Consider the following 26,109-nt stretch of genomic DNA (forward strand, 5'->3'; position numbering starts at 1 on the left):
GGCGACACGCAAATCGCCGCTTTACCGTGCACAGTGATAACAAAATCGTTTGATGGCCGATCACAACCAACCCGAACGTTTAAGTCGCCACCACATAAAACCACATATCGTCAGGGTGACGCCCAGTGCCACCGGATAACCAAAATGGGTATGTAACTCCGGCATATCGGCGAAATTCATGCCGTACATGCTGAAAATGATGGTGGGGACAATCAATACCGCGCCCCAGCCCGCCAACTTTTTGTTCACTTCACTCTGCTGCACCGACACCAGCGCCAGATTCACCTGCATGGCGCTGGTCAGCATTTCGCGCATATCTTCAGCATCGATCATGACATGGTGCGCATGGTCCTGCACATCACGCAGGTAGGCACGCAGATTTTTGGGCACCAGATCTTCATGGAAGCGCACCAGTTGCGGGCAGATTTCGGTCACCGGCATCGCCGCATTGCGCAGCGACAGCAGTTCGCGTCGCAGGTGGTAAACCTCCTCCAGCGTATCGCGGTGAAAACGGGTGCTGAACATCTCATCTTCCATCGCGCTAATGCGCTGGCTCAGGCTGGCGGTGATTTTGCTGTAGTTATCTACGATACAGTCCAGGATGCAGTACATCGCATACGCCGGACCTTCGCTCATCATCGCCTGGTTTTTTTCCGCACGCGCCCGGATACCACCGTAACCATCAGTCGAACCATGTCGCACGGTGATCAGGAAATTTTTACCGAGGAAGAAGTGCGTTTCACCGAAGCTGATCCGTTGCTGAGCATCCAGGTGGGCCGTTTTGACCACCACAAATACCGATTCGCCGTATTGTTCAATCTTCGGACGCTGATGCGCCACCAGCGCGTCCTCAATCGCCAGTTCATGCAGACTAAACTCCTGTTGCAGAGTCTGCATAAAGGCCGCATCGGGCTGGTATAAACCCAGCCAGACAAAGGTGTTGTCTTCTTTCAGCACCTCACTGATGTCACTGATATCGACATTTTCTTCACGCTGTCCGTGGCGGTAGACCACGCAGTTAATCACCATCTTTTTCAGATCCTTCCAGGGCTGACGTCCTGTAATCATAGTCTTAAAGCTCCCGCACCATCTCAACACAGGGCAACGCCGCCCCCGCCAACGCCGAATGATAAAGGCTTTCCCTTACGATGCTGAAGCCATGACGTTGATAAAAGCCACAGGCGTTAGGGGTCGCCGCCAGCGTCAATTGGCAGAATCCACGCTGCCGTGCTTCCATCATCAGGGTCTGCATAATGGCGCTGGCGTAACCTTTACCGTTGCACACCGGCAAGGTGAAAATCGCCTCCACGCTACCGCCAGTCAGATCGAGAAAACCGGTCGCCGCCACACCGTAATCGGGGTCGTCCACCACATAGAAGGGATTACCGCGTACGGCCTCGAAGTATCCCTCTGGCAGAGCATCGGGTGTCCATGCGGTGATCACCTCTGCGGGATAAACCGACTGGCAACCGTGACGGATGGCAAGATTTCGAATCCGCCACAACGCGGCGGTTTCATCGGTGCGGGCTAAACGAGGTGTCATGGTGTCTCCTGGTGTGCCTATAATCGAAAACCGCTATCAGGAAGATGAACGAGGCCATCCTATGCAACTGTTGTCATCGCGATTGTTTTTGCGCCCGGTTGAAGCGCGCGACCTGCATACGCTGTTCGCCATCTATGGTGATCCCGGCACGCAAATGTTTAATCCTGCCGGCCCCTTTCCTGATCTCGCTTTTACCGAAGAAGTGTTAACACGCTGGCTGGCGCACTGGCAATGCTATCCGTTTGGCAACTGGGCGATTTGCCTGCGCGAGCGATCCGACGAGGTACTGGGATTTGGTGGTTTAACGGTGCGGGAGTTTGCTGGCAGGCCGGTAAACAATTTGGGCTACCGGCTGGCAAAAACAGCGTGGGGTAACGGTTACGCCACCGAGTTTGCCCGTACGGTGATTGCTTATGGCTTTGATCACTGCCAGCTGCCGGTGATTGATGCTGCGGTGCGGGAAGATCATCTCGCCTCGCAACAGGTGCTGAAGAAGGCGGGTTTGCGCTGTTATGACCGGGTTGAAGATATACCGGGCGCACCCGCCAGTCTGGTTTATGAGTTACGTGCGCAGAGCTGGCGCGATCAGGGCACACCGAGATAACGCAGGATCGCCGTCATCAGCGCCGCACCGATGATCACCACAATCAACGGAGCTTTGCGCCAGGCGAGGAACACCGCAAACAACACCCCGGCGATTCGCGCGACACCAGCAAAATGCGTACCTTCAAACAGCGCGGTGGTGACCGCTACCGCCAGCAGCAACACGGTGGCGGCATCGGATAACATGCTGCGCGCCCGCTCTGACATCTGCATACGACTACCGAGACGAAAACCGGCGAAGCGGATCAGGTAAGTTCCGGTTGCCAGCAGCGCAATCCCCGCAATGACTAATCCGTTTTCCATTATTTACGCTCCCTCCAGCTCAGCAAACCTAACAACGAAAACAGCACCGGCATACCGGCAGGGACAAACGGGGTTGCCAGCACCGAAAGCAACGCACCGAGCGATGCCGGGATACGGGTGCGGCGCTGGCGCAGGGCCGGGAAAATCAATGCGATCAGGATGGCAGGAAACACCGCATCCAGACCGATCACCGAGACATCCGGGATAAAACGCCCAATCACCGCGCCGCTGATCACGCTGAGCGGCCAAATCGCGAAGATACCCAGGCCACAAATCCAGTAGGCCGCGCGACGCTGCGCCAGTTTGGGTTGCGAGATGCCAAAGACCACGCTTTCATCATTCATGATGTGGCAGCCAAACAACGCCCGCCCACCCTGTCCAACCAAATCCTTAACCGCAATGCCAAACGGCAGATGACGGGCATTGACCAATAAACCCGCTGCGGCGGCGGTAAACGGACTGCCGCCACCGGCAACAATCCCGATGAACAGAAATTCGGATGCGCCAGCCAGCACCAGGGTAGACAGCGCCATTGGCACCCACAACGGGAAACCATCTGCCACCGCCAGTGAACCATAAGAAAGTCCGACGATACCGTCAGCCAGACAGACGAGGAATATCGCTTTTATTACCCCTTTATCCAGAGGCACTGCTCCCAGACGCATAACAAAATCATCTCATATCGAACAAGAAAGCCGTTATAATGAACGGCTCGATACCGTTTTACAAGATGAACGTTTGTTCGCTATAACGAACAGGAGTAGCTGTGACCCCGCCGATTGACATTATCGCCGCCGGATTAGTGCGTGAACGCCAGCGCGCCGGGCTTTCGCTGACAGAAGTGGCACGCCGCGCCGGTGTCGCTAAATCTACCCTCTCTCAGTTGGAAGCAGGCAACGGCAATCCCAGCATCGAAACACTGTGGTCGTTATGTGTCGCGCTGAATATTCCGTTTGCCCGACTGATGGAGCCGGAAGTGAAGCGTTTGCAGGTGATCCGCAAAGGCGAAGGGATGGTGGTGTCTGCCGAACTGGCCGATTATCAGGCCGCATTGCTGGCCAGTTGCCCACCGGGCGGCCGCCGCGACCTTTATCTGATCACCAGCCAGCCAGGCGCACCGCGTGCCTCTAAACCCCATCCGCCGGGTTCGGTGGAACATGTGATTATCGCGCAGGGTCGCGCACTGGTCGGTCCCAGCGATGCGCCAGTGCTGCTCGGCCCCGGCGATTATATTTGTTATCCCGCAGATGAACCGCATCTGTTTGAAGCGCTGGAGCCAAACACCCTGGCCGTGCAGTTGTCGGAGCAAAATTAATGACTGACACGTAGCAGCGCGGTTTACCGCGCGGGTTTGCCGACATCATGCACAGAATCGCGCAATAAATTGCGCCGCTACGGTTACGTTCAGCCCTTAGCGGCGCGGTTTACCGCGCGAGGTTTCCGACATAATGCACAGCATTGCGCAATAAATTGCGCCGCTACGGAATCAGCCAATATTTCCCGTCAGTACAGGATTATTTTGCGGTATAAGGTGTGCCACCCACATGCACTTTATAGATGCGGAAATTCGGCACCGGCGGATTATCAAAATTCATCTCACCACCGACCCAGCTGTTAAGGTGATTGCTGACAAAATAGAGATCGCCGTGCGGTCCCCAACCAATGGTATCGGGCCAGGCAATCGCGTCGCTGGTGACGAAAGGCGTGACCTTACCGGTTTTGCCATCCCGTTTCATCAGGCCGTTAAGCGTCAGCGCCGTCAGGTAAAGATTGCCCTGACGGTCTGCCGTGATGCCATCGGTATTGGACGGCAGCACCGTGTCCACTTTGATCGCCTTTTCGATTTGCGCTTCGCTGTTGCTGAAATTGCGCAGCACTGAAGTCGGTACTTTCAGCAGCCGATTGCCGGTAAGGTTAGTCCAGTAGAGCGTTTTCTTATCGCCAGACAGCGCGATACCGTCAGCACCGGTCAACATCGGATTGGCTTTGCCGTCTTTGTCCTTCAGTACCTTTTCGCCGTGGATGCTGAAGGTGAAACCGGGTTGATCGTTAACCCATTCCGGCGCAGATAACACCCGTTTTGCCTCCCCGGTCTTCATTTTATACACCAGCAAACCGCCTTTCAGCGGATGACACATGATGCCGGAATCGGTGATGTACACCACGCCTGCGTCGTTATCCACTGCGACGTCATTCAGGAACGAACAGGTAAAGTCGACTTGATCGTTAGTAAAGGTATAACGCGCCACTTCTTTATTTTTATTCAAATCCCAGGCGATCAGCTTTTCATCACCCGCTTTATTGGGTGCACCCGCAATATGCCCTTGATCGAGAATCCACATCACGTTGTTGCGATCAATTTCAAATCCCAGCACCGCTTTTAAACCCTGTGGATTATGTACGTCGTTCATCGCTTCGCTGGGAAAGGGTTGCAGCAGCCATTGCCCGTCCTTTTTCACCAGTTTCGACAAGGTTGCCGGGACTTCCGGGCCGCCCCAGCGGGCGGTGCTGACGTACAGGTTACCCTGTGCATCAACCTTCACGCCGTGCAGCATCGCCTTGGTGTCATTGTTTTTCCACGCGGCCGCCGCTGCCGGATCGCTCAGGTCATACGGCAGGCGATTCCATTCTGCGACCACATCCAGTTTAGGTTGCGTCGCCGCCAGTGCCGGTAAGCCAACGCCGGCTGCGGTCAACAGCAGGAGAGATGCAGACCATTTTTTTAGCGGATAGGAGGGAGATGCATAGAACATAGTTTTACCCCTGAAGGATGGTTTTATTGTGATTATTTGTCGAATTCTGACATGTCAGAATCTAGCATTCATTGGCAACAGGTAAAGGGGGTAACTGGCGATTTTGCATACGGCCTCACAAAATCGATTGCAGACATCAGCGTGGCTTATAGCGGCCATCAGTCGGGGTGATATGAGAGAATATACCCACTTCTGTTTGCTGGCGGCATTTGCTCACCTGGTCGGCTCGGTGAACTTAAAGAAACAAAAAACAATCTATCGATATGATAAAAAAGGAAATTAATGAAATTATAAAACTAACATGTTACTGATCATTTTCTGAATTTTTCCTGATCCTGCAAAATCCATGCTCAACCCGTCTCTCTGCGTGATAAGCATCACACTAACGTGTTAACCGCTGCCGTTTTTGTGATCAATTTAGCAAATGACTAACATGTAGCTAACTTTATGTCCGCCACCTGATAGATTTGTGACATGTCAGTTTCAACCCAGTGACATTCAGCGCGAAGTTAACGTCAGCGCAAAGCAAAGGGATTACCTCAACCTTGCTTTGTACCGCCACCCACCAGGGAGCAGACGTTCGCTTTTCGCGGCTTCTCACGCTGTCATTCAATCGTATAAGAATCAGGAAAGCAGCCATGAGCACTTTGACAGAGAATAAGGCGCGCGACGTCGTTAGCGACCTTGAACACAGTACCATCCGTAAAATCATCACCATGCTGGTCCCGTTGATGGTGGCGATGTATGTGGTGGCCTATATCGATCGACAAAACATCAGTTTCGCCAAGTTGCAGATGGTCAGCAGCCTCGGCTGGAGTGAATCGGCTTTTGGCTTAGGGTCGTCGTTATTTTTTATCGGCTACCTGATTTTTAGCGTTCCGGGCAACCTGATCCTGTCGAAGGTCGGGGCAAAACGCTGGTTTGCCTTAAGCCTTGCCGCCTGGGGCATCATCACTGTCGCCCTCGCCTTCACGCAAAGCCTGACCATGTTCTACAGCCTGCGTTTCGTGCTAGGTCTGGCGGAAGCCAGCTTCTACCCAGGTCTGATTTACTACTCAACGCAGTGGTTCCCGACTAAATATCGCCCACGCATCGTCGGTTTTCTGGTTACCGCCAGCATGTTCGCCAATATGATTGGCGCACCGCTGAACGGCGCGTTGCTGAGTATGCACGGCATTATGGGTTATGAGGGTTGGCAGTGGTTGTTCCTGATGACCGGTTTGCTGGCGATTTTGCTGATCATCCCGGTGATGGCCTGGTTCCCAATTAGCCCGACCCATGCCTCCTTCCTGACACGCGAGCAGAAGCAGTGGCTGTCGCAGCGCCTGGAGGAAGAACGCCGCCAGGAGAGCGATAAGTCCGTCGATACCCTGTTTAAATCGCTGACCGATAAACGCGTGCTGTCGCTGGCGCTGGTGTACGGTTTTATCTGCTTCGGTGCCTATGGCATCAGCTACTGGATGCCCACCATCGTCAAATCCTTCGGCGTCTCTGATATGACCAACGGCTTCGTCAATATGATCCCCTGGGCGTTGGTGATGATCATGTTGCGTTGGCTGACGCACAAACCGGAACGCACCAATAACCCGTTCGTTAACGTCGCCCTGCCGATGTTCACTTCCGCCGCCTGTCTGATTGGTTCGGTGTGGTTCGCCAGCCAGCCGGTCATTAGTTTCGCCTTTATCTGCGGGGTGGTGCTGTCGGTGTTCGCTATCCAGCCCTGCTTCTGGAATCTGACCAAATTCCTTTCCGGTGCTTCAGCGGCGGCGGGAATCGCGATTATCAACTCACTGGCTAACCTCGGCGGCTTCTTCGCCCAGAACACCATTCCACTGGTACGTGACCAAATGCAAAGCGCGACCGCACCGATGGTGTATCTGAGCATCGTCATGTTGGCCGGTGGGATCAGCACCGTGATGATCATCAAATGGCTGCAACGCCAGCGCGAACCCGCCACCGCCGCCCCCATGCCAGGTCACTAATCTGACATTTCAGATTAAAACAATAAATGTGAAGTAAATCACCATTATCAGAATAAACCGTTGCTGATACCGGTTGGTATCGGCAACATAAATTAAAACTAACATGTCAGTTTTTAAGAAGGTCGTCATGAAAAAGATTGTGGTTCTTGAACCGGGTTACGAGCATTACCGCGAAGAAGAAGCCATTCTCGCCGCCTTTCATCCTGAATTTGTGGTCGTCCCTGCCAATGCCTCCCAGGAAACGAAACGGGAGCAGCTGCGTGACGCCGATGCCGTGATGCTGCGTGAAGCGCGTCTTGATAGCAGCCTGATCGCCGCACTCGATAAATGTCAGGTGATTGTGCGCTACGGCGTGGGGGTCGATAACGTCGACCTCGTGGCCGCCAAAGCGAAAGGGATTTATGTCGCGAACGTACCGGATTACGGCTCCGAAGACGTGGCCGAACACGCGCTGGCGTTGTTGCTGGCCGCTACGCGCCGCATAACCTCGCGCGATCATCAGGTCCATCACGGCCAGTGGAATATTGGTCAGGCCGAGCCGATGTTTCGCATGAGCGGCAAAGTGCTGGGCATTGTTGGCTTTGGCCGCATCGCGCGCTGCCTCGCCGCCAAAGCGCGTGGCATCGGTTTTCGCTCCCTGCTGGTGTGCGATCCGCTGCTGGATGCGCAAGCCGCTGAAGATGCCGGTGTGGTGCGTGTCTCTCTGGAAACGCTGTGTCGCGAAGCCGATTTCATCTCCCTCCATGTCCCGTTGTCGGAAAAAACCCGCCATCTGATCGGTGCTGAACAGTTGGCACTGATGAAACCCTCCAGTGTGCTGGTGAACACGTCGCGCGGCGGCCTGATCGATGAAACTGCCCTGTTCCACGCACTGCAAAACCGTCAGTTATTTGCTGCTGGCCTTGACGTGTTCGAACAGGAACCGATCCGCGCCGACCATCCGCTGCTGACGTTATCCAACGTGATCTGTACCGACCATACCGCCTGGTTCACCGAAGAGTCGGTGATTGAACTGCAACGCAAAGCCGCGCAGGAAGTGCTGCGTGTCTTTGAAGGCAACAAACCCCTGAATTGGGTGAATCGCTAATCACCCGCCCTGCCAAGAGGAAAACAAGATGTATAGCAAAGAGATTATTGACGGTTATCGCGCCATTTTTTCTACCGCATCGATTGCCGATGCCTGCGACCAGATTGTCGGTCAAACCATGTTTCTGCCGTTTGAGGTGAAAAACCGTATCAATGACAAGAAGATCGTCGGCCCGGCCGTCACGATTCTGGAAGATGTCACAGACGAAAAATTACCACCGCAACACGCACTGGATGCCATTGATGAGTCCGAAGCGGGTTCAGTGATTGTCATTGGCGGCAGCCCGGCGCTGGAGAACGTTGCCGTCTGGGGTGGACTGATGACCGCAGGTGCGGTCGCCAATAAACATGAAGGCGCGGTGCTGATGGGCGGTGTACGCGACCTTACTGAGATCCGCCGTGATTACGATTTCCCGGTTTACGCCAAAACCGTCACCCCTGGCACCACGTTGGGTCGTTTCAAAACCCTTGATGCGAATGTCGCGCTGAAGCTGGGTGAAGTGACCATTCACCCTGGTGACCTGATTGTTGGTGATGTTGATGGCGTGGTTTGTGTGCCGAAAGCCCACGTTGATGCGGTGCTGGAACTGTCCAAATCCATCGACCAGCGCGAGCTGGAGCAGGCTAAGCTGATTATCCAGTCAGGATCGCTGCGCGAAGGCCTGGCTAAATACGGCCGCATTTAACCGTGAGAAGCGGCCCGGTACCCTGCTGTGGCCGCCTGACAGGACAACATAATGAAAGATCTGGATATTCTCTCCTTCGGTGAACCACTGTACGAATTCAGTCAGTTACCGCAGGCACAACAACCGGTCAGCTATCTTAGCGGTTATGGCGGCGACACCTCGAACTTTGCCGTCAGCGCCGCTCGTCAGGGTGCCAGGGTGGCGATGTTTACACAGCTCGGCAACGATGTGTTTGGCGATCAATTTGTCGCGTTGTGGCAGCAGGAAAATGTCCGATGCGACTGGGTGCTGCGCCACGAAGAGGCGCCGACCGGTATCTATTTTATCAGTCACGACGCCAGCGGCCACCATTTCACCTTTTATCGCAAAGGCTCTGCGGCTTCACGTCTGCGTCCGAAGGACTTACCGGAAGCCGCGATTGCCGCGGCAAAACTGCTGCATACCTCCGCCATTACCCTGGCGATCAGTGACAACGCCTGCGACAGCGTCTTTGCCGCACTGGAACTGGCATGTAACCATCAAACGTTGACTTCTTTCGATACCAATCTGCGCCTGAAACTGTGGCCGCTGGCCCGCGCTCGTGCGGTGATCCATGAGGTTGCGCGTCTGGTGGATATTTGTATGCCAAGCCTTGATGAGGCGCGACTGTTGACCGGCTTACAGGATGCCGATGCCATTGCCGATTTTTATCTGCATCTTGGCGTGAAACACGTCGTATTGAAAATGGGCAGTGAAGGCGCGATGTATGCCAGCGCAGAGGAACGCGTGGTGGCGACCGGGCACCAGGTCGCCACTGTCGATGCAACCGGCGCGGGCGATTGCTTCTCGGGTGCCTTCCTGACTCGATTGCTGGCGGGCGATGCCGCGCGAAACGCCCTGCACTACGCTAACGCCGCCGCCGCGCTTACCACCACCGGCTATGGCGCAGTCGCGCCAATTCCCACCCGTGCGCAGGTTGAGGCCTTTTTGCACCAGGCGCGTTAAATCCTGTGCCAGCCCATTCTCACCACTTTCGACAGGGCTGGCACGGTCTCAAAGTCTTGCCGCCACCGGCACTGCGGCTTTCTTCGTCTTCACCTTTAACCCGAACAACATTGATGCGATACGCGATCGTTTGATGAGCAAATAGCACAGGGTACTGAAAGCGACGCCAATGAAGCAGTTGATCAGGACATAGATAATCGACAGATTGGCTGGCAACCAGACATCCATCAGCCAGGAGAAAGTGATCACCACCGGATAATGCAACAGATAAATAATCAGCGCGGAATCGACCACGCCGGTAAGTAACGGATTTTCCTTTACCGGCAGGCGTTCAAAGATAAATACCAGCCAGTAAGCAAGCTGGAACGAGAGAACGCTACCTGCCAGCACCGGCAGATATTTTAACGCGCTGGCAATATGATGATGAGCAACGACGTAAAATCCCAGCCAGGTAACCAGCGCCATTCCCGCAATCAACCACTTATTTATTATCCAGGAATTGACGTAAGTGGCTATTTTCTCGCGATTAACGTACAACGCATAGCCAGCCGCATAGTACACCAGAAAACGCGCAGTCACCGGCACCAACTCGATAAACTCCCCCTGCCCTTTAACCAGGAACTTAAGAAAGAAGCAGATGTTGGCAAACGCAATCAGGGTCACCAGTAGCCACGGCAGTGATAATCGTTCGAGCTGTCTGGCAGCAAATTGATAAAATACCGGGGGGATGACTAATGACATCACTGACAGTGAAACCAGGAACCACAAGTGATGCATCATTGAATAACTGTGTAACCAGCCAGCTAACGTTAACGGCGTTCCTTTCATTTGCCAGGCAATAATATACATCAGCGGTGGCAGGAATAAATACGCGGTAATAAGCGGAGCCAGAACTCGCTTCAAGCGATTATCACGAAACATCTGCTGCCCTTTACGTAATACCACCAGGGCAGAAAACATCCCCGAAAGAAAGAAAAACACCTCCATCCTGAAAGTATGGAACATGCTGAGGAAAGCGGTAAATAACTCCGATGGATCACGCTGCGCAACATAATACCAGCCATTTTCACCCGGAAGACTTCTTGAAGCATGTAAGAGAACACCCTCAAGAATTAATCCCGCGCGCAGCAAATCCAGGCCGATGTTTCGGCCAGACAAAAACGACGGCGTATTCATGTTCACACCTCGAAGATGAATTATTTAAAGGACGTGATACTGATGAGATTGATGCTAACAGTTCATATGGTTGTTTAGCGTTCGTTTACACATTTTAGGAAAATCGCTATTGCAAAATCTTGTCAACTCTAAAGAAAAATTAATCCTGATAAGATTAACCTGATAAAGCGAAGCGTAACTTGATGAATTAATGTGATATCATCGAGGTTAAGATAAAACTCACTAACTGGATGATTTATCTAATGTGACAAAAGCATTTCACTAAAAAGCAGGTATCCTTACAATAGGTTTTCATATGATGACAATGTAAAGAATATATAATCAGTTTTCGATCAAAATAAAATAATAAAAATAAATACCGCTAAACAAATAATTAAAAAAGGAAAGGGGGAATAATCGTATCGCCATGATTTTAAATAAAATAATAAAAAATCACCAGGTTCAATTAACAATATCTTTAGAATTGCGCAAGGTTTAGGAATGCTCTTATGGTATTTATTATGCCTGAACGTGGCATATATACTCTTTTCATCAGAAGCTATTCACACTCCAATAGAAAAGGCAGATTAGCGATGAAAGCGATATTTTACTTCCTTAGCGCGTTATCTCTTGTCATCACAGCATTGAGTCCGTTTGTTTATGCAGCAAACAATACCGAAAATAAGTTTATTATTGAAGCCTATGGTGGTTCCAGCACTCAGGGTGCAATGGCGGTGCGGGAAAATGGCAAAGTACACCCCATTTTTATAAAAAATAATGAAATAGGCCTGATCAACCAATTTATCAAAGACAAATACGGCGATGGGATTCAGGTTGTGAATAAAGGCGCATCGTCATCCCAGGCGATGGATCTGTTGAACGGTAAATACTTTTATAAGAACAATAAAAGCTGGCGCGAGGAGATGAAAAAGTCTCCAGCCAGAATCATCCTGTTGAACTTTGCCACTAACGATGCCAGACATTTCCATTACCAGGATATTGAACCTGACTATCGCGTCAGCCCGGATCAATACATTAAGGTCATGGCGCAACTGGTGAATATTGCTCGTGCTGCCGGTAAGGAGGTGATTTTACAGGAACCCCACCCTATTTGCGGCGGTGCAGCCAGGTGGAATATCGGACCTTATGTCACACAACTGGATAAGCTGGCGCGCGCAGAATCCGTACCATTGTCGAGACAATACCAACGTATCCTGAACATGAATAACTGGCAGTCTTTGTTATCACCAGATTGTGTTCATCCTTCGGAGCAACTTTATCGCATCAAAGCGGAAGAGACGTTCTCGGTTTTGGTGGCGCATTATGGCGCGCAGCTAGCGGCGGCAGGCACACACCGGTAGCGGCGCAATTTATTGCGCGTATTTTTACCGCGCGATAAATCGCGTCGCTACGTAATCTGCCTGCACATAGCGCGATTTCCTCCATGTCCGTGTGGCAACATTTCTGGTATACATACTCCTCTAATCAGTGTGGAGCAGATAGCAGAACTATGGCGCAGGATCTTCTGAAAGATGTGGTGTACAAACGAATCAAGGACATGATCGTTAATGGTTCGCTGCCGATGGGCGGTAAGCTTTCAGAATCTGCCCTTGCTACTCGCTTAGCCGCCAGTAAAGCCCCGGTACGCGATGCCTTACGTCGTTTGCAAAGCGAAGGCCTGGTGCAGATTAAGCCCAAAAGCGGCACCTTTGTGTTTAGTCTTAATGACCTGGAATTTAAAGATTTGCTCGAATTTCGCTTCTATGTGGAATCGAAAGCGATGGAACTGGCCCTGAAAAAGAACCCGAAACAGCTGGTGCAGGAGATTTCGGCGATTCTTGATAACATGGAGTTCTGCATCAATAACGGCTCCAGCGTCGAATATATCCGCCTGGATAACCTGTTCCATCAGGCGTTGTTTACCTGGTGCCAGAATCCCTATCTTGAGCAAGCCTACACCCTGATCTCATCGCGCATGGCGACTATCCGTAATTATCTCGGCAGTAACGACGAACATATGCATCGTTCATGGGATCAGCACGTCACTATCGTTACCGCGCTGCGTAATAACGACTACGACAGCGCGTTGGTGGCATTGCAGGGACATATCCTGCCGGAATTCGGCGCTTACTGGGGTCTGCTGTAATCCTGCCTGTGCCGGGTCTGCTCCCGGCGTAACGGCAACGCGACAAACAATCTCCCTTGTCATCTCTGGGTTATTATTGTTATGTTATAACATAACAATATGTACTTCAGAGGTCATGCTATGTCGTTAATTCAGGATTCACGTCTCCCCGTCACAGTTCTTTCTGGCTTTCTCGGTGCCGGGAAGACCACGCTGCTTAACCATATTCTCAATAACCGCGCTGGCCGCCGGGTAGCGGTGATCGTCAATGATATGTCGGAAGTGAATATTGATGCCGCGCTGGTTCGCAATGGTGGTGCGGAGCTTTCCCGTACCGATGAAAAGCTGGTGGAGATGAGCAACGGTTGCATTTGCTGCACGTTGCGCGAGGATTTGCTGCTGGAAGTGCGCCGCCTGGCCGAGGCAGGCCGCTTTGATCAGTTGGTGATCGAATCCACCGGAATTTCCGAACCTCTGCCGGTCGCGGAAACCTTCACATTCGCGGATGAAGACGGTCAGAGCCTGTCACAATTCGCCCGACTGGATACCATGGTCACGGTGGTGGATGGTTTTAATTTCCTGCGTGATTACCGTTCAACCGACTCCCTGCAAGCGCGAGGCGAATCACTGGGCGAGGCCGATGCCCGCTCGGTGGTCGATTTATTAGTCGATCAAATTGAGTTTTGCGATGTGCTGGTGGTGAATAAAACCGATTTGATTAATCAGGACGATCAGCAAACGCTGTACGCCATGCTGCGTTCACTTAATCCACGCGCCCGGATTGTATTTTCACACTTTGGGCAGGTGCCGCTGGATGAGGTGCTGGAAACCGGGCGTTTTGATTTCGACGCTGCATCCCAGGCGCCCGGTTGGTTGCAGGAACTGCGCGGCGAACATCAACCAGAAACGGAGGAGTACGGCATCCGCAGTTTTGTCTATCGTGCACGTCGCCCGTTCCATCCACAGCGTTTCTGGCATGCGGTGAATCATCAACTGGAAGGGGTAATCCGTTCAAAAGGTTATTTCTGGCTGGCAAGCCGCCCGGAGTATGCGGCAATGTGGTCACAGGCTGGAGCCGTGGCGCGCCACGGCTATGCCGGTCACTGGTGGGCCAGTATCCCGCGTGAACGCTGGCCGCAGGATGAAGAATCGCTGGCGTTTATTGCCCGTCACTGGCAGGAAGGCATCGGTGATGCGCGTCAGGAACTGGTGTTTATCGGTATCGAGATGGATGAAGATCAGGTACGCAATGCGCTGGAGCACGCCCTGCTGACCCCCGCAGAGATGGCGGCTGGCCCGGCAAGTTGGGTGACATTGCCTGATCCTCTGCCGGAATGGTTCGAGCATGACGCCGTGGACGCGTAATCGCACAGAAAGCAACAAATGGCTACGCTTTTCCATCAAGGTCAGGAGTATGCTGAATTGCAGCATTTACCCTTACAGGAGAAGACGTTATGCCAGAAGTTGTTGTCTATGCCGCGGAAGGCCGCACCACTGAACAGAAAAAGAAACTGCTGAAAGCTATCACCACTGCCGTGTCTGATTCGTTTGAGATCGATGCCAATTCCGTGGTGGTGTCAATTGTCGAAACGCCGTTACATATGAAATCGAAGGGTGGCATTCCGTTTGACGAGCGTTAACGGATACCCCCTCTCCTGCCCATGATCCTGATGGGCAGGATTTCCCTTTCTTACCTTTATCCCGTCTGCAAATATCGCTACCCTAGGGCCGCTTAACTTGTACAACTTCGTAGCGGCGTGATTTATCGCGCAATTCTGTGCGTGGGGGGTGTGAAAACCCGCGCGATAAATCACGCCGCCACACGCACTTTTCTTTCTTCTGGAGTCTCAATGTCCCTGCCGTTGTTCCGCCGCCCCACTCTGAATGATGTTGACCGTTGCTTTGAAATTGAAATCACCGCCTATGAGGGTGATGAAGCCGCAACCCGCGAGAAGATCGCCACCCGCATCGCTGACTATCCGCAAGGCTTTTTACTGCTGGAAGTGGACGGCCAGGCCGTTGGTTTTATCAACTCAGGCTGTGCCTGGGAAGTGGTGATGTCCGACGAAGCCTTTAAGGAACTGGTGGGACACGATGCAGCCGCGCCTAATGTGGTGATTATGTCGGTGGTGGTTGACCCGCAATGGCAGGGCAAGGGTTATGCGGCGCAGCTGATGCATACCTTTATTGATGAGCAGCGAGCGCTGGGCAAGCAGAGTATTCACCTGATGTGCAAGACCCAACATATCGAGCTGTACCGCAAGTTTGGTTTCGCTTATATCAAACCGTCGGAATCTGACCACGGCGGCATGGCGTGGCATGAGATGATTAAAACGCTGTAACGGTTGTACTGGCAAAGATGCGTAGCGGCGCAATTCCGCTTCGCAGCCAGCGAATTTTCAGTATCATAGCCCGATCTGTCGTTTTCTGGATTGAGTATGACCCATCAACACAGTTCCCTGTTTGCACAGCTTGCCGCCATTCTGGCGGAGGAAAGCCGCACGCCGCTGTATAAACGCTTTGCCGCTGCCATTAAAGACGCCGTGCGCGCAGGCCAGCTGGTCCATGAAGAGATCCTGCCGGGAGAACGCGAATTCAGCCAGTCGCTGGGAATTTCGCGCATTACCGTGCGTAAGGCGATGGATGAACTGGAAAAAGAGGGCGTGGTGTTTCGTTCGCGTGGCTACGGTACGCAAATCTGTAGCCAGTTTGAATATTCGCTGAAAGAACCCAAAGGTTTGTCGCAGCAGGCGGTATTACGCGGCAAAAAGCCCGATACGGTATGGATCAACAAAAGCAAAATCCGTTGCAACGCGGAGATTGCGGAGAAACTGGGGCTGAGCAACGGCAGCGATGTCTGGCAGTTGAAACGCATTCGCTATGTGGATCAACAGGCGGTGTCGGTTGAAGAGTCGTGGGTTTCAACCCAGCTGATTGCCGATGCTGACGATATCGGTATATCGCTGTACGACTATTTTCGTGAGCGACAAATCCTGCCGGTGAAGTCACAAAGCCGTGTCAGCGCACGTATGCCGGATGAGGCACTGCAACAGCAAATTGCCCTGCCCGCCAATGTGCCGGTGTTGGTGATTAAGCAACTGGCACTCGACGCACAGGGCAATCCGCTGGAGTACAGCATCAGCTACTGTCGCAGCGATATGTACGTGTTTATTGCCGAGTAAGACGCTGCTGCCAGTAAGCGGTCAGCGTTGCGCGATCCGGCGCGCAGTCCCCACCGCGCTGTGAGACAACATAGGACGCCACCGCATTGCCCAGCGCCACGCTGTCGGCCAGCGACCAACCGGACGCCAGACCAGCCAGCAGTCCACCCGCATGGCTGTCGCCGGCACCAATGGTATCCACCACCGTGGTCGCCAGCGCAGGCACCCAACCCTGGGTTGCCGCATCGCTGTATCCTGCCCCATCGCTGTCGAGCCGCACCACCATTGCGCTGCCAAAACGTTGCTGCCAGCGCGCCAGCAGCGCATGCGCATCAAAGAGTTCGGATGCACCAAGGCGCTCCCGCCACAGCAACTCCGCCTCTTGTCTGTTCACTGTAATCAGTGGATTGAGCGCCATGATACGTGCGAATTGTGCATCCGCGATATCCGCCAGGCGAGGTCCAAAATCCACCAGCAGCTGCCAGGGTTGTGGCTGCCGTTCCAGCCAGCTAATCAACACCTCGCCACTTTTACTGGTGAGTTGATAACCGGAGAGATAAATCCAGCGATGCGCCGGTTGCGGTAGCGTATCAAGCAACGCCGCGTCCCACTGATTTTCCACGCCGCTGACCGAAAGAAAGGTACGTTCACCATCCGGCTCCACCAGCGCCAGGCACCAACCGTTATCACCGGATGCCGTTTCCAGCACGCTTTCGATGCCATATTCCACCAGTTTCTGGCGCACAATCCCGGCCCAGACGCCGTTACCCAGCGGCAAAGCATTGATCGACGGTACACCAAGTCGATGCAGCGCAATCGCCACATTCAGGGCGCAACCGCCGACATTGACGCCCTGCTGATGCAGTTCGATATCACTGCCGCGATGCGGCAGTGAGTAAGCATCGGCAATCACATCCACCACCGCCGCACCCACCACGCAAACCGGCAGGCGACCAGCCAGTCGTGTCAGATCATCTGGCGTCAGCATAGGCGGCCTCACGCTGCTGACGGAAACGACTGAACGCACTGCTGTAGCGGGTGAAATCCAGATTATTGGCAGCATCCAGTTCAGCTTTTAATGCCGGATCGATGCCGTCAATTCCCTGCAATGCACCGCAAATCGCCACCGCCATTGCACCGATGGTATCGGTGTCGCCACCGAGGTTGGCACAGAGAATGGCGCAACGGTTAGGATCGCAGGCAGCCAGTTCCACCATCGCAATCGCGGCGGGCACTGATTCAATGGTGCTGGTCCCCGTCCCGACCAGATCATAAATCTGTTGCAGGGTCGATTCTGTCCCCCTGCCCTGCGCCACAACCTGCAACGCCAGTTCCACGCGCGCCGCCATCGAAGCACTGAAGGTGGTGACACGTTTTTCCTGCGCTGCTCGGGCAATCGACGGCAACTCATCGCGGATAGTTGCCCAGTTTGCCCCATCAATGGCACGCGAAACCGCCCAGGCGATAACCGTGGCCCCGGCAATCGCCACATCGGATTTATGCGTCGGGCTGGACGCCAGCGCCACGGCATCAATAAAGCCCGCCAGATCGCGCGCCGGTAGCAGGCAGCCCAGCGGCGATACACGCATCGCCGCGCCGTTGGTCATGCCGTTATTTTCCAGTTGCGCGACAGGTGTTCCGGCTTTCAACGCGTTGAGGGCAATTTTCGAGGTTGGCCCGAGCACGTTTTTGTTGAAGGCATCAAACGCTTCTGCCCAGCACAAAATATTGGCCCCAATGGTTTCGGCATTGATGTCGCCATCATGGGTGATGATAGCGTCGGCCAGTGCCAGCGCCATCGAGGTGTCGTCGGTAAAGGCCGCCCGGCCAAAATAGCAGGCGGCATTGTTTTCGGCCGGGCCGGGCAGAAAGCGATCGATCCAGCCAAAATGCTGTTTCACGCGGCTGCGCGGCCAGAGTTCCGACGGCATACCCATCGCGTCGCCCAGTGCCTGGCCATAGAAGGCGCCCAAAATCCGTTTTTCCTGGAGTGTCATTGTCATCGCTACTTCTCTTATTTATGGCTTTCAGCGGGTGCTGAAGTATCAAAAGCGGTTAATTCATCACTGCGTTTTTTGCCGTCACGGAACAACACGATAAAGGCGAGGGTGATAATCACAATCATCACGCTACCGAACATCCACATCCCGGCCCAGTTGAAGGTCTGACCGTTGATCGGCTTATCGTAAGCAAACATCTCCTGCATCAGATAGCCGCCAAGACGGTAGCCCAGCAGGCTGCCGATACCCTGACAGGCAAGCGTAATCAGGCCCTGCGCCGCGTTACGCATCGCTACCGGCGCTTTCTTATCCACGTAAATGTAGGCGGTGATGAAGTAGAAGTCATAGCTGACGCCATGCAGCAGGATACCCATAAACAGCAGGCCGAAAGTTAGCAGGTTCTGATCGCCGCCGAACACGAAGAAGACATAGCGCAGCGCGGCAGTCACCAGTCCCAACAGCAGCACTTTGCCGATGCCGAAACGTTTGATAAAGAACGGCAGCGCCAGCAGGAAAAAGATTTCCGATACCTGGCCGAGGGTCATCCAGCCGGTGGCATGCGGCAGACCCACTTCGGTCAGATAACCTTCAGCAAAGATGTAGTAGAAGGCCAGCGGCATGCTGAACAGGAACGAGCAGACAAAGAACACGAGGAAGCTACGATCTTTCAACAGATGCAACGCATCCAGACCGAGTGCCACGCGCAGGCTGAATTTGCCGGTGCTTTTCGGTTCTGTGGCCGGCAACATCAGGGCAAAGATACCCAGCAGCAGCGAACTGGCAGCGGTGATCAGCAACGGAACATTACTCGCCGAGATATCGCCAAAACCAAGCAGCGGCGGCAGGAAGCCGCAGGCAATGCCGGAAGCGATCCAGCCGATGGTCCCCATCACGCGCACGCGTGGATAATCGCGTTCAACATCACCAACGTGGGAGAAGGCAATGCTGTTGGTCAGCGCAATGGTCGGCATATAGGTCAGCGCATATAACAGCAGCAGCGGGAAGAAGCTGCCGAAGTGCGTCTGTTGCGCGGCGAAGAACATCAGAATCGCGCCAACAATCATCAGCAGCGACAAGACTTTCTGTGCCTGGAAGAAGCGGTCTGCCAGCGAGCCAACCAGAATCGGTGACAGGATGGCGGCGATGGAGGTGCAGGCATAGCACCAGGCAATCTCCATCGGGGTGAAGCCATTTTTACTCAGAAAGGCCCAGAGCGGCACGAACCATGCCCCCCAGATAAACCATTCAAGGAACATCATGAACGACAGTTTTGGCATTGTATTTTTCATCGAACTTACTCCCCGGTGTTGGTAGAACCAATCTAACACCACTAACAATACCTTTATAATACCTTTAGCTGATAGTTTGACCTCGCCCACATAATTTTAACCGATGGTTAACAGGGTTGGAGATGATAAAACGCGCGATAAATCGCGCCGCTACAGGTAAGCATTGGCCCGTGGCGGTGCGATTTATCGCGCGAATTTTTATAGCAGGCAGCGTGTGAACCAGTATCACACGCTGAAAAGGAAGGAATTAACGGTTAACCAGTTTGGCCGGTAAAGCGATCACCAGCAGGCAGCTCAACAGCAGACAGACCGCAAAGAACCACAGCGCGCCATTGCCGCTGCCAGTAAGATCCAGTGCGATCCCCATCACCGAGTTACTCACCAGTCCGGCGATATTGGCGATGGAGCAGGCCAGCGCAAACCCGGCCGCTGCCGCCGTGCCTTTCAGGAAGGTCGCAGGCAGGCTGAAGAACACCGGCACCGCGCCAATGATCATCGCCTGGGCAATCGAGAATAACAGCACCGTCATCATCACGTTATGGGAGAAAAAGGTGCTGGCTCCCATCGCCGCTGCGCCAATGATAAATGGCACAATGATATGCCAGCGGCGTTCACGCGTCCGGTCCGAGCTGCTGCCAATGGCCAGCATACCGATCAACGCCGCCAGGCTGGGAATGGCCGTCAGGTAACCGATGGTGCTGATATCGGTGGTGCCAGCGTTTTTAATAAAGGTCGGCATCCAGAAGCCCATCGCATAGGCACTGAGCAGAATGGAGAAGTCGATCCCGCCGAGCATCACCACACGGATATTCAGCAGACCATCACGCAGGCGATGCTTCACCCCTTTCGCCTCGCCTTCATCTCTGTCAAGGTCGTTTTGCACCGCCTGCTTTTCTTCCGCACTCAGCCAGTTGGCACTTTCCACGCTGTTCGGCAGCAACCAGAAAGTCATCACCCCCAGCAGCACGCTCGGGATACCCTCCAGCAGGAACAGCCATTGCCAGCCGCGCATCCCGTACACCTCATGGAAATGGCCCATGATCCAACCGGAAAGCGGTCCGCCAATCAGACTGGAGAGCGGCAGACCAATCATAAACAGCGCGATGATGCGGCTGCGACGCCAGGAGGGGAACCATTTAGTGAGATAGAACAACACGCCCGGCAGAAACCCGGCTTCCGCCGCGCCCAGTAAAAAACGAATGATGTAGAACTGCATCGGCGTTTGCACCAGTAAGGTTGCAGTGGAGAGCAAACCCCAGGTAATCATGATGCGCGCGATCCAGATTTTTGCCCCGACGCGTTGCAGAATCAGGTTGCTTGGAACTTCAAACAGAATGTAGCCAACAAAAAACAGCCCGGCACCGAGACCAAACGCCGTCTCGCTCAGCGACAGGTCGCTGGCCATTTGCAGCTTCGCCAGACCGATGTTGATACGGTCCAGATACGCCGCCAGATAACATAAACAGAGAAAAGGAATCAGTTTCCAGGTGATTTTGCGGTAAATCGCGGCAGTGTCCTCGGCTGCCAGCACAGCAGGACGGGTTGTAGCAACAGTCATGATTTTCTCCGGGCGCAATAAACCCTGATGGGCGTGTTGTTATGCGTTTCACTGACCGTGAAACCTGTTGTGTCTGCGCACTCCGTGCAGGTGAATAAGCGCCCTTAACGGGCGCTGAACTGTCCGAGATACTCCAGCGTGGTGGCTTTGGACACCACATCGCCGTACTTACTGTCGATATCAAACAGGTTGGCTTCATGCGGCGCTGCGTGGCGATCGCCCACGCATTCACGTACCACCATCGCGCGAAAGCCGTATTGCAATGCGTCCACGGCGCTGGCGCGCACGCAGCCGCTGGTGGAACACCCGGCGATGATCAGGGTGTCGATACCTTCCGTCACCAGCAGCGATGCCAGTGCGGTGCCAAAAAACGCGCTGGCATATTGCTTGGTGATCACCACCTCATCCGCGAGTGGCAGCACGCCAGGGCAGAAAGCCGCCAGCGGATTGCCCTCCACCATGTCGCGCATCACCGGCGCTTTCTGTACCCAGATGCCACCATCACGTTGATGCTGCGGGTGGTAACGGATTTGGGTATGGATCACCGGGATGGCGCAGTGGCGTGCGGTTGCCAGCAAGGCTTCCGCTTCCTGGACCGCATCCACCACCCCCGGCGCAAACAGCGGTGCGCCCGGCGTGGTGTAGCCTTGCAGAAAATCGATCATCAGCAGAGCCGGTCGTTTGCCAAAACCGATGCGGTTGCCCCAGACACCGGCATAGTTGTCACTGGCGCTTTGTGTCATCAGTTCGCTCCTTACCAGGCACCGGACAGCAACGCACCGGCACCAGGCACCACCGGCTCCAGTTCCAGCGCTTTCAGCAACGCGTAGGTAGTGGCGATCGCTGCGGTGATCACCGGCTTGCCGGTTTGCGCTTCCACTTTGGCGACTGCCGGCAGTGAAGGCATTTGCACGCAGGCTGACAACACCACCACGTCGACGTCGTCCAGCGGCATATCGGCCACAATGCCCGGCAGATTGGCGGGATCATGACGGGCGACCGCGAGGTTATCGGCAATCTCCAGTGCACGCCACACTTTCACCTCAATCCCTTCGCGCTGGATGTAATCCACCACCAGCTCCGTAAGGGGCTTCATATACGGCGCGACCAGAGCGATCTTTTTCGCACCCATGATATGCAGCGCATCCACCAGCGCCCCGGCACTGGTGATCACCGGTGCCAGCGCGTCATTTTCTCGTGTGACCGCGGTAAGACGCGCCTGTGACTGACGGTGATAACCGGGGCCCATCGCCATGATCGCCACCAGGCAGGCGTATCCCAGCACATCAACTTTGGCATCCGACAGTTCCAGCGCGCAGCGGTCCGACTCCTTATCCATCGCCGCCAGTTCATCTTTGTTGACGTGCTTCATACGCATGCGGCTGGAGTGAAAAGTAAAGCGCTCCGGGCGGATCAACTGGCGAGCCTGCAACATGGCAGGGATTTCAGTTTCCATCGTAATGTTGGAACTCGGCACAATTTGGCCGATACGGTACTGGCGGGTCATGACTGAATCTCCGGTTGCAGGGTTGCGCCAAGGAAGGTACCAAAGGCAGCGAAGAAGCCGGGGAAGTCATCCCAGGGGATCATATGTCCGGCATGTTCAACGTGAGCGATTTCAATTGAGGGCAGCAGTTCGCGGATCTCGGCCTCATCTTCCGCCAGGATCACGCCACCTTTGCCCGCCACCATCAGCAGGGTTTTAGCGGGCAACTGGCGAAAATATTGGTGGATATCGAGCTGATGAAAATCGTCGTAGGCACGACGGATGGCCGGTTCGTAGCAGGTGTGCAGCCACTCGGCGCGCAACTGACGTTGCTCTTTCGTCCAGCTCGGGCAATATTTTTTCATCGCTTCCGCGTCCATGCCCTGCTCCGCCTCGCGGATCGAGTCCTGATACCACGGCCACTGGCCCGGATAGAGACGACGGCCCGGTCCCGACACTGGCGGATCAATCAGTGACAACGACAACACGCTGTCTGGCTGTTTCACCGCAGCACGCATGATAAAACGCGCCCCCATTGAATGGCCGACCAGGTGGTACTGCGTCAGTCCCAGAGCCTCAGCGAAGGCGTTAATATCGTCGGCGCAGCTCTCGGTGCCGTAGTCCAGACCTGCACCGCTGCTGGATAAACCGCGTCCACGCACATCCAGCACCCAGGTATCAAATTGCTGACCAAATACTTCCGCGACAAAACCCCAGGTAATCGCCGGGCTGGTGATACCCGGTACCAGAATCAGAGTCGGGCCTTTCCCGCCATAACGCAGATAGTGCTGGCGAATGCCGTTCGCCTGCACCTGGCCACCGCTGACAAACGTGCTCATCACGCCCCCTCGCTTTTCAGCGGTGCGGCGAAGACATCGTAGCCGTACACCCAGGCCGGATCTTCCTGCGTGCGCAGGAAGGTGTTGGCGTTCGACACCGACTGCACACGCGAAGCGCGCTCTTTGCGGTTGACTTCATACAGGCGGAAGGCGGTGCTGTAATCTTCCAGGCCGGTTTCTGTCAGGCAACGTGCCAGCATGGCGGCGTCTTCAATCGCCATCGCAGCACCCTGTGCCATATGCGGTTTCATCGGATGGCAGGCATCACCCAACAGCACAATGCGCCCTTCACTCCACACCGGCAGCGGCTGGCGGTTGAGCAGCGGCCACTTGGTGACGTTTTCGCTGCATTCAATCAGCGCCTGGACCACCGGATGGTAATGGCCGAAAGTTTCCAGCATCTCCTGCTGGCTGCTGTCGACAAAACTACCTTTGAAATCCCACGCCGGATGCGGCACGCCAGAGACGTAGTAGTATTCATCGCGAGATTTGGTGGTGTAGTACACCATCAGGTGACGATCTTCCGACCACCATTTCACGCAATCTTCGAAATCGAGGTTGTACTTACGCAGTTGTTCGCCACGGATCAACGCGCGGTGCGCCACCCAGCCGCTGTAGGTCGGTGCTTCCACGCCCAGCAGGTGTTCGCGCAGTTTGGAGTTGATACCATCGGCACCAATCACGATATCGGCGCGTTCTTCGCTACCATCCTGGAAACGCAGCACCACATCGTTGCCGCTGTCTTCCACGCTGCTCAGGCATTTGCCAAAGTGAACCGAACCCGGCTCCAGGCTGGTCATCTGCATCGCCTGCAAATCGCCACGATGTACCGTGACGTATGCTGCGCCATACTCCTTGCGCGCAAATTCACCCAGCGGAATGCGCGAGAGGTATTCACCGGTTTCGCCGTCGCGACTGAACCAAAAATCCGGATGTGAGGCCAGATCTTCCAGCTGTTGTTCGATCCCCATGCGACGGAACACTTTCAGGACGTTCGGTCCCATGTGGATGCCCGCACCGAGACGTGAAAACGCCGGACTCTGTTCGTAAACCTGCACATTGAAGCCCGCTTTCTGTAACAACGAGCCAGCAGCCAGGCCACCAAGACCTGCGCCAACGATCGCAATGCGTTTCATATTGCTCATATTTTCCTCTCAAAACTCACGCTGATTTGAAGGTACACCTGCGGCATTGGTTTCTAACCCCGCTCAAATTATCTAGTGTGTACACTATAATTATTGGCGTTATTTTTTTGTGAATTGCAATGATTATTGTGGTGAAAACTGCATGTCATGATGTTAATCACAGCATATACGCTGCGTTAAATAGGCTTTTCTTATGACAAAAAGAAATGCTTGCACTCTTCTTCGCAACACGTCTATAACAAATATATCTAGCGTATTCGCTACAAAAAGATGAAGTTTTAGACAGCAACATCGAACCCGAGAGGAACCCGCAATGGCAGTTAACCAGAGTCAGTTAGGACAGATGTTTGAGCAGGTATTACGTCTGTCGAAAGTCGATGCCACACAAAGCGTCGCCATTCTGAAAAGTCACTATTCTGATGCACGCACCGTGCAGGCCGCGACCGATGCTGCACTACGATTGGGCGCGAAAGTGTATTGCGTGGAACTGCCAGCCTTTAATCATCCCACCGCGATGGGCAACGACATGACCGCCTACTGCGGCGATACCGCGTTAACCGGCAACATTGCGGCGCAACGCGCGCTGGAAGCAGCAGACCTGATTGTCGATACCATGATGTTGCTGCACTCACCGGAGCAGGAACAGATCCTGAAAACCGGTACCCGTATCCTGCTGGCAGTTGAACCCCCGGAAGTGTTGGCACGAATGTTGCCAACGGAAGAGGACAAGTCGCGTGTGCTGGCCGCGGCCGCGGTACTGGAGAAAGCGCGCATGATGACGGTGAAATCCCAGGCCGGCAGCGATTTCCGCGCCCCGCTGGGACAGTATCCGACGGTGACCGAGTACGGTTATGCCGATGAACCGGGCCGCTGGGACCATTGGCCGAGCGGTTTCCTGTTCACCTGGCCGAACGAAGATCAGGCGGAAGGGGTGCTGGTGCTGGAAGTGGGAGATATCCTGCTGCCGTTTAAATCCTATGCCCGCGAACGTATCACGCTGGAAATCGAGAAAGGCTTTGTGACAAAGATCCACGGTGGCTTCGAAGCGGAATATCTGCGTGATTACATGAGCTATTTCAACGACCTGGAAGTGTATGGCATTTCACATATCGGCTGGGGATTACAGCCACGCGCACAGTGGACCGCTATGGGCCTGCACGACAAAAACGACGGCATGTGTATGGATGCACGCGCGTTTTACGGCAACTTCCTGTTCTCCACCGGTCCGAACACCGAAGTGGGCGGCAAACGTAAAACACCATGCCATATGGATATCGCGCTGCGCCGTTGTGACATCAAGGTTGATGATCTGCTGGTGGTCGCCGAAGGCGAAGTGGTGGCACCCGAAGCCTCACGCGCACGTTAATCATACGCAGGGAGCGGCTGTCAGCGCAGTGACAATGCATTACAC

27 protein-coding genes are annotated in these 26,109 nt (G+C 54.3%); 13 read left to right on the forward strand and 14 right to left on the reverse strand.

The annotated features are described in order from the left end of the window. Window positions 1-60: 60 nt before the first annotated feature. A complete protein-coding gene (gene corA, locus AC6I8T_RS23595) occupies window positions 61-1,029 on the reverse strand; it encodes a magnesium/cobalt transporter CorA (RefSeq protein ID WP_208726558.1) in 969 nt (322 codons plus the stop codon). Window positions 1,030-1,072: 43 nt separating this feature from the next. Further along, complete coding sequence (locus AC6I8T_RS23600) at window positions 1,073-1,543, reverse strand: GNAT family N-acetyltransferase (RefSeq protein ID WP_497834502.1); 471 nt, start codon at window positions 1,541-1,543, stop codon at window positions 1,073-1,075. Window positions 1,544-1,604: 61 nt separating this feature from the next. On the opposite strand from AC6I8T_RS23600, the gene AC6I8T_RS23605 reads away from it, so the two are divergent. Then, entirely contained in the window at window positions 1,605-2,147 is a 543-nt protein-coding gene (locus AC6I8T_RS23605) for a GNAT family N-acetyltransferase (protein WP_497834524.1), read from the forward strand. On the opposite strand, the gene AC6I8T_RS23610 is transcribed toward AC6I8T_RS23605, so the two are convergent. Continuing rightward, complete coding sequence (locus tag AC6I8T_RS23610; RefSeq protein ID WP_013511191.1) at window positions 2,129-2,449, reverse strand: AzlD domain-containing protein; 321 nt, start codon at window positions 2,447-2,449, stop codon at window positions 2,129-2,131. The genes AC6I8T_RS23605 and AC6I8T_RS23610 overlap by 19 nt on opposite strands. Then, window positions 2,449-3,114, reverse strand: coding sequence for an AzlC family ABC transporter permease (locus AC6I8T_RS23615; protein WP_208726021.1), 666 nt, complete (start codon window positions 3,112-3,114; stop codon window positions 2,449-2,451). Before AC6I8T_RS23615 ends, AC6I8T_RS23610 begins: the two co-directional genes overlap by 1 nt. A gap of 101 nt (window positions 3,115-3,215) precedes the next feature. On the opposite strand from AC6I8T_RS23615, the gene AC6I8T_RS23620 reads away from it, so the two are divergent. Beyond that, window positions 3,216-3,764 (forward strand): helix-turn-helix domain-containing protein, encoded by a 549-nt coding sequence (locus AC6I8T_RS23620; protein WP_013511189.1) that lies wholly within the window; start codon window positions 3,216-3,218, stop codon window positions 3,762-3,764. A gap of 199 nt (window positions 3,765-3,963) precedes the next feature. On the opposite strand, the gene AC6I8T_RS23625 is transcribed toward AC6I8T_RS23620, so the two are convergent. Then, a complete protein-coding gene (locus AC6I8T_RS23625; RefSeq protein WP_208726022.1) occupies window positions 3,964-5,202 on the reverse strand; it encodes an L-dopachrome tautomerase-related protein in 1,239 nt (412 codons plus the stop codon). A gap of 638 nt (window positions 5,203-5,840) precedes the next feature. Here AC6I8T_RS23625 and AC6I8T_RS23630 point away from each other — a divergent pair. From AC6I8T_RS23630 to AC6I8T_RS23645, 4 genes are all read left to right on the forward strand, one after another. Beyond that, on the forward strand, window positions 5,841-7,184 hold the full coding sequence (locus tag AC6I8T_RS23630) for an MFS transporter (protein WP_497834503.1): 1,344 nt from the start codon (window positions 5,841-5,843) through the stop codon (window positions 7,182-7,184). 127 nt (window positions 7,185-7,311) lie between these two features. Then, window positions 7,312-8,271 carry a C-terminal binding protein gene (locus AC6I8T_RS23635; RefSeq protein WP_208726024.1) on the forward strand — a complete coding sequence of 320 codons (960 nt, stop codon included), beginning with the start codon at window positions 7,312-7,314 and terminating at the stop codon, window positions 8,269-8,271. Window positions 8,272-8,299: 28 nt separating this feature from the next. Beyond that, window positions 8,300-8,956: an RraA family protein gene (locus tag AC6I8T_RS23640; RefSeq protein WP_208726025.1), complete on the forward strand. Its 657-nt coding sequence runs from the start codon at window positions 8,300-8,302 to the stop codon at window positions 8,954-8,956. A gap of 51 nt (window positions 8,957-9,007) precedes the next feature. After that, on the forward strand, window positions 9,008-9,940 hold the full coding sequence (locus tag AC6I8T_RS23645) for a sugar kinase (RefSeq protein ID WP_208726026.1): 933 nt from the start codon (window positions 9,008-9,010) through the stop codon (window positions 9,938-9,940). A gap of 48 nt (window positions 9,941-9,988) precedes the next feature. On the opposite strand, the gene AC6I8T_RS23650 is transcribed toward AC6I8T_RS23645, so the two are convergent. Beyond that, window positions 9,989-11,116 carry an acyltransferase family protein gene (locus tag AC6I8T_RS23650; RefSeq protein WP_497834504.1) on the reverse strand — a complete coding sequence of 376 codons (1,128 nt, stop codon included), beginning with the start codon at window positions 11,114-11,116 and terminating at the stop codon, window positions 9,989-9,991. A 500-nt stretch (window positions 11,117-11,616) separates the two neighbouring features. Here AC6I8T_RS23650 and AC6I8T_RS23655 point away from each other — a divergent pair, with 500 nt between their 5' ends. The 6 genes from AC6I8T_RS23655 (at window position 11,617) to AC6I8T_RS23680 (ending at window position 16,402) form a co-directional block, all read left to right on the forward strand. Then, complete coding sequence (locus tag AC6I8T_RS23655) at window positions 11,617-12,456, forward strand: SGNH/GDSL hydrolase family protein (protein ID WP_497834505.1); 840 nt, start codon at window positions 11,617-11,619, stop codon at window positions 12,454-12,456. Between the two features lie 149 nt (window positions 12,457-12,605). Further along, window positions 12,606-13,241, forward strand: a complete 636-nt coding sequence (locus AC6I8T_RS23660; protein ID WP_208726029.1) for a GntR family transcriptional regulator — start codon at window positions 12,606-12,608, stop codon at window positions 13,239-13,241. Between the two features lie 120 nt (window positions 13,242-13,361). Continuing rightward, on the forward strand, window positions 13,362-14,585 hold the full coding sequence (gene zigA / locus AC6I8T_RS23665; RefSeq protein WP_497834506.1) for a zinc metallochaperone GTPase ZigA: 1,224 nt from the start codon (window positions 13,362-13,364) through the stop codon (window positions 14,583-14,585). 89 nt (window positions 14,586-14,674) lie between these two features. Beyond that, entirely contained in the window at window positions 14,675-14,860 is a 186-nt protein-coding gene (locus AC6I8T_RS23670; RefSeq protein WP_208726031.1) for a tautomerase family protein, read from the forward strand. A 210-nt stretch (window positions 14,861-15,070) separates the two neighbouring features. Next, window positions 15,071-15,562, forward strand: coding sequence for a GNAT family N-acetyltransferase (locus AC6I8T_RS23675; RefSeq protein WP_208726032.1), 492 nt, complete (start codon window positions 15,071-15,073; stop codon window positions 15,560-15,562). 96 nt (window positions 15,563-15,658) lie between these two features. After that, a complete protein-coding gene (locus AC6I8T_RS23680) occupies window positions 15,659-16,402 on the forward strand; it encodes a GntR family transcriptional regulator (protein WP_208726033.1) in 744 nt (247 codons plus the stop codon). On the opposite strand, the gene AC6I8T_RS23685 is transcribed toward AC6I8T_RS23680, so the two are convergent. The 8 genes from AC6I8T_RS23685 to AC6I8T_RS23720 form a co-directional block, all read right to left on the reverse strand. After that, on the reverse strand, window positions 16,389-17,369 hold the full coding sequence (locus AC6I8T_RS23685; RefSeq protein WP_208726034.1) for a PfkB family carbohydrate kinase: 981 nt from the start codon (window positions 17,367-17,369) through the stop codon (window positions 16,389-16,391). The genes AC6I8T_RS23680 and AC6I8T_RS23685 overlap by 14 nt on opposite strands. After that, entirely contained in the window at window positions 17,353-18,378 is a 1,026-nt protein-coding gene (locus AC6I8T_RS23690; protein ID WP_497834525.1) for an ADP-ribosylglycohydrolase family protein, read from the reverse strand. The genes AC6I8T_RS23685 and AC6I8T_RS23690 overlap by 17 nt, the downstream gene beginning before the upstream one ends. A gap of 17 nt (window positions 18,379-18,395) precedes the next feature. Then, window positions 18,396-19,670, reverse strand: coding sequence for a nucleoside permease (locus AC6I8T_RS23695; RefSeq protein ID WP_208726035.1), 1,275 nt, complete (start codon window positions 19,668-19,670; stop codon window positions 18,396-18,398). A gap of 247 nt (window positions 19,671-19,917) precedes the next feature. Then, on the reverse strand, window positions 19,918-21,228 hold the full coding sequence (locus AC6I8T_RS23700; protein WP_208726036.1) for an MFS transporter: 1,311 nt from the start codon (window positions 21,226-21,228) through the stop codon (window positions 19,918-19,920). A 104-nt stretch (window positions 21,229-21,332) separates the two neighbouring features. Beyond that, window positions 21,333-21,971, reverse strand: a complete 639-nt coding sequence (locus AC6I8T_RS23705; RefSeq protein WP_208726037.1) for an N-carbamoylsarcosine amidohydrolase — start codon at window positions 21,969-21,971, stop codon at window positions 21,333-21,335. 11 nt (window positions 21,972-21,982) lie between these two features. After that, window positions 21,983-22,735 carry a maleate cis-trans isomerase family protein gene (locus tag AC6I8T_RS23710; RefSeq protein ID WP_208726039.1) on the reverse strand — a complete coding sequence of 251 codons (753 nt, stop codon included), beginning with the start codon at window positions 22,733-22,735 and terminating at the stop codon, window positions 21,983-21,985. Continuing rightward, window positions 22,732-23,553: an alpha/beta fold hydrolase gene (locus AC6I8T_RS23715; RefSeq protein WP_208726041.1), complete on the reverse strand. Its 822-nt coding sequence runs from the start codon at window positions 23,551-23,553 to the stop codon at window positions 22,732-22,734. Before AC6I8T_RS23715 ends, AC6I8T_RS23710 begins: the two co-directional genes overlap by 4 nt. Next, window positions 23,553-24,698: an FAD-dependent monooxygenase gene (locus AC6I8T_RS23720; RefSeq protein WP_208726043.1), complete on the reverse strand. Its 1,146-nt coding sequence runs from the start codon at window positions 24,696-24,698 to the stop codon at window positions 23,553-23,555. The genes AC6I8T_RS23715 and AC6I8T_RS23720 overlap by 1 nt, the downstream gene beginning before the upstream one ends. Window positions 24,699-25,011: 313 nt before the next feature. Between AC6I8T_RS23720 and AC6I8T_RS23725 the strand changes: the two genes are divergently transcribed. After that, window positions 25,012-26,064, forward strand: a complete 1,053-nt coding sequence (locus tag AC6I8T_RS23725) for a 2,5-dihydroxypyridine 5,6-dioxygenase (protein ID WP_497834507.1) — start codon at window positions 25,012-25,014, stop codon at window positions 26,062-26,064. The last annotated feature ends 45 nt before the right edge of the window (window positions 26,065-26,109 follow it).

It is taken from the genome of Pantoea sp. X-Soil-OKNW-556 (assembly GCF_059730695.1).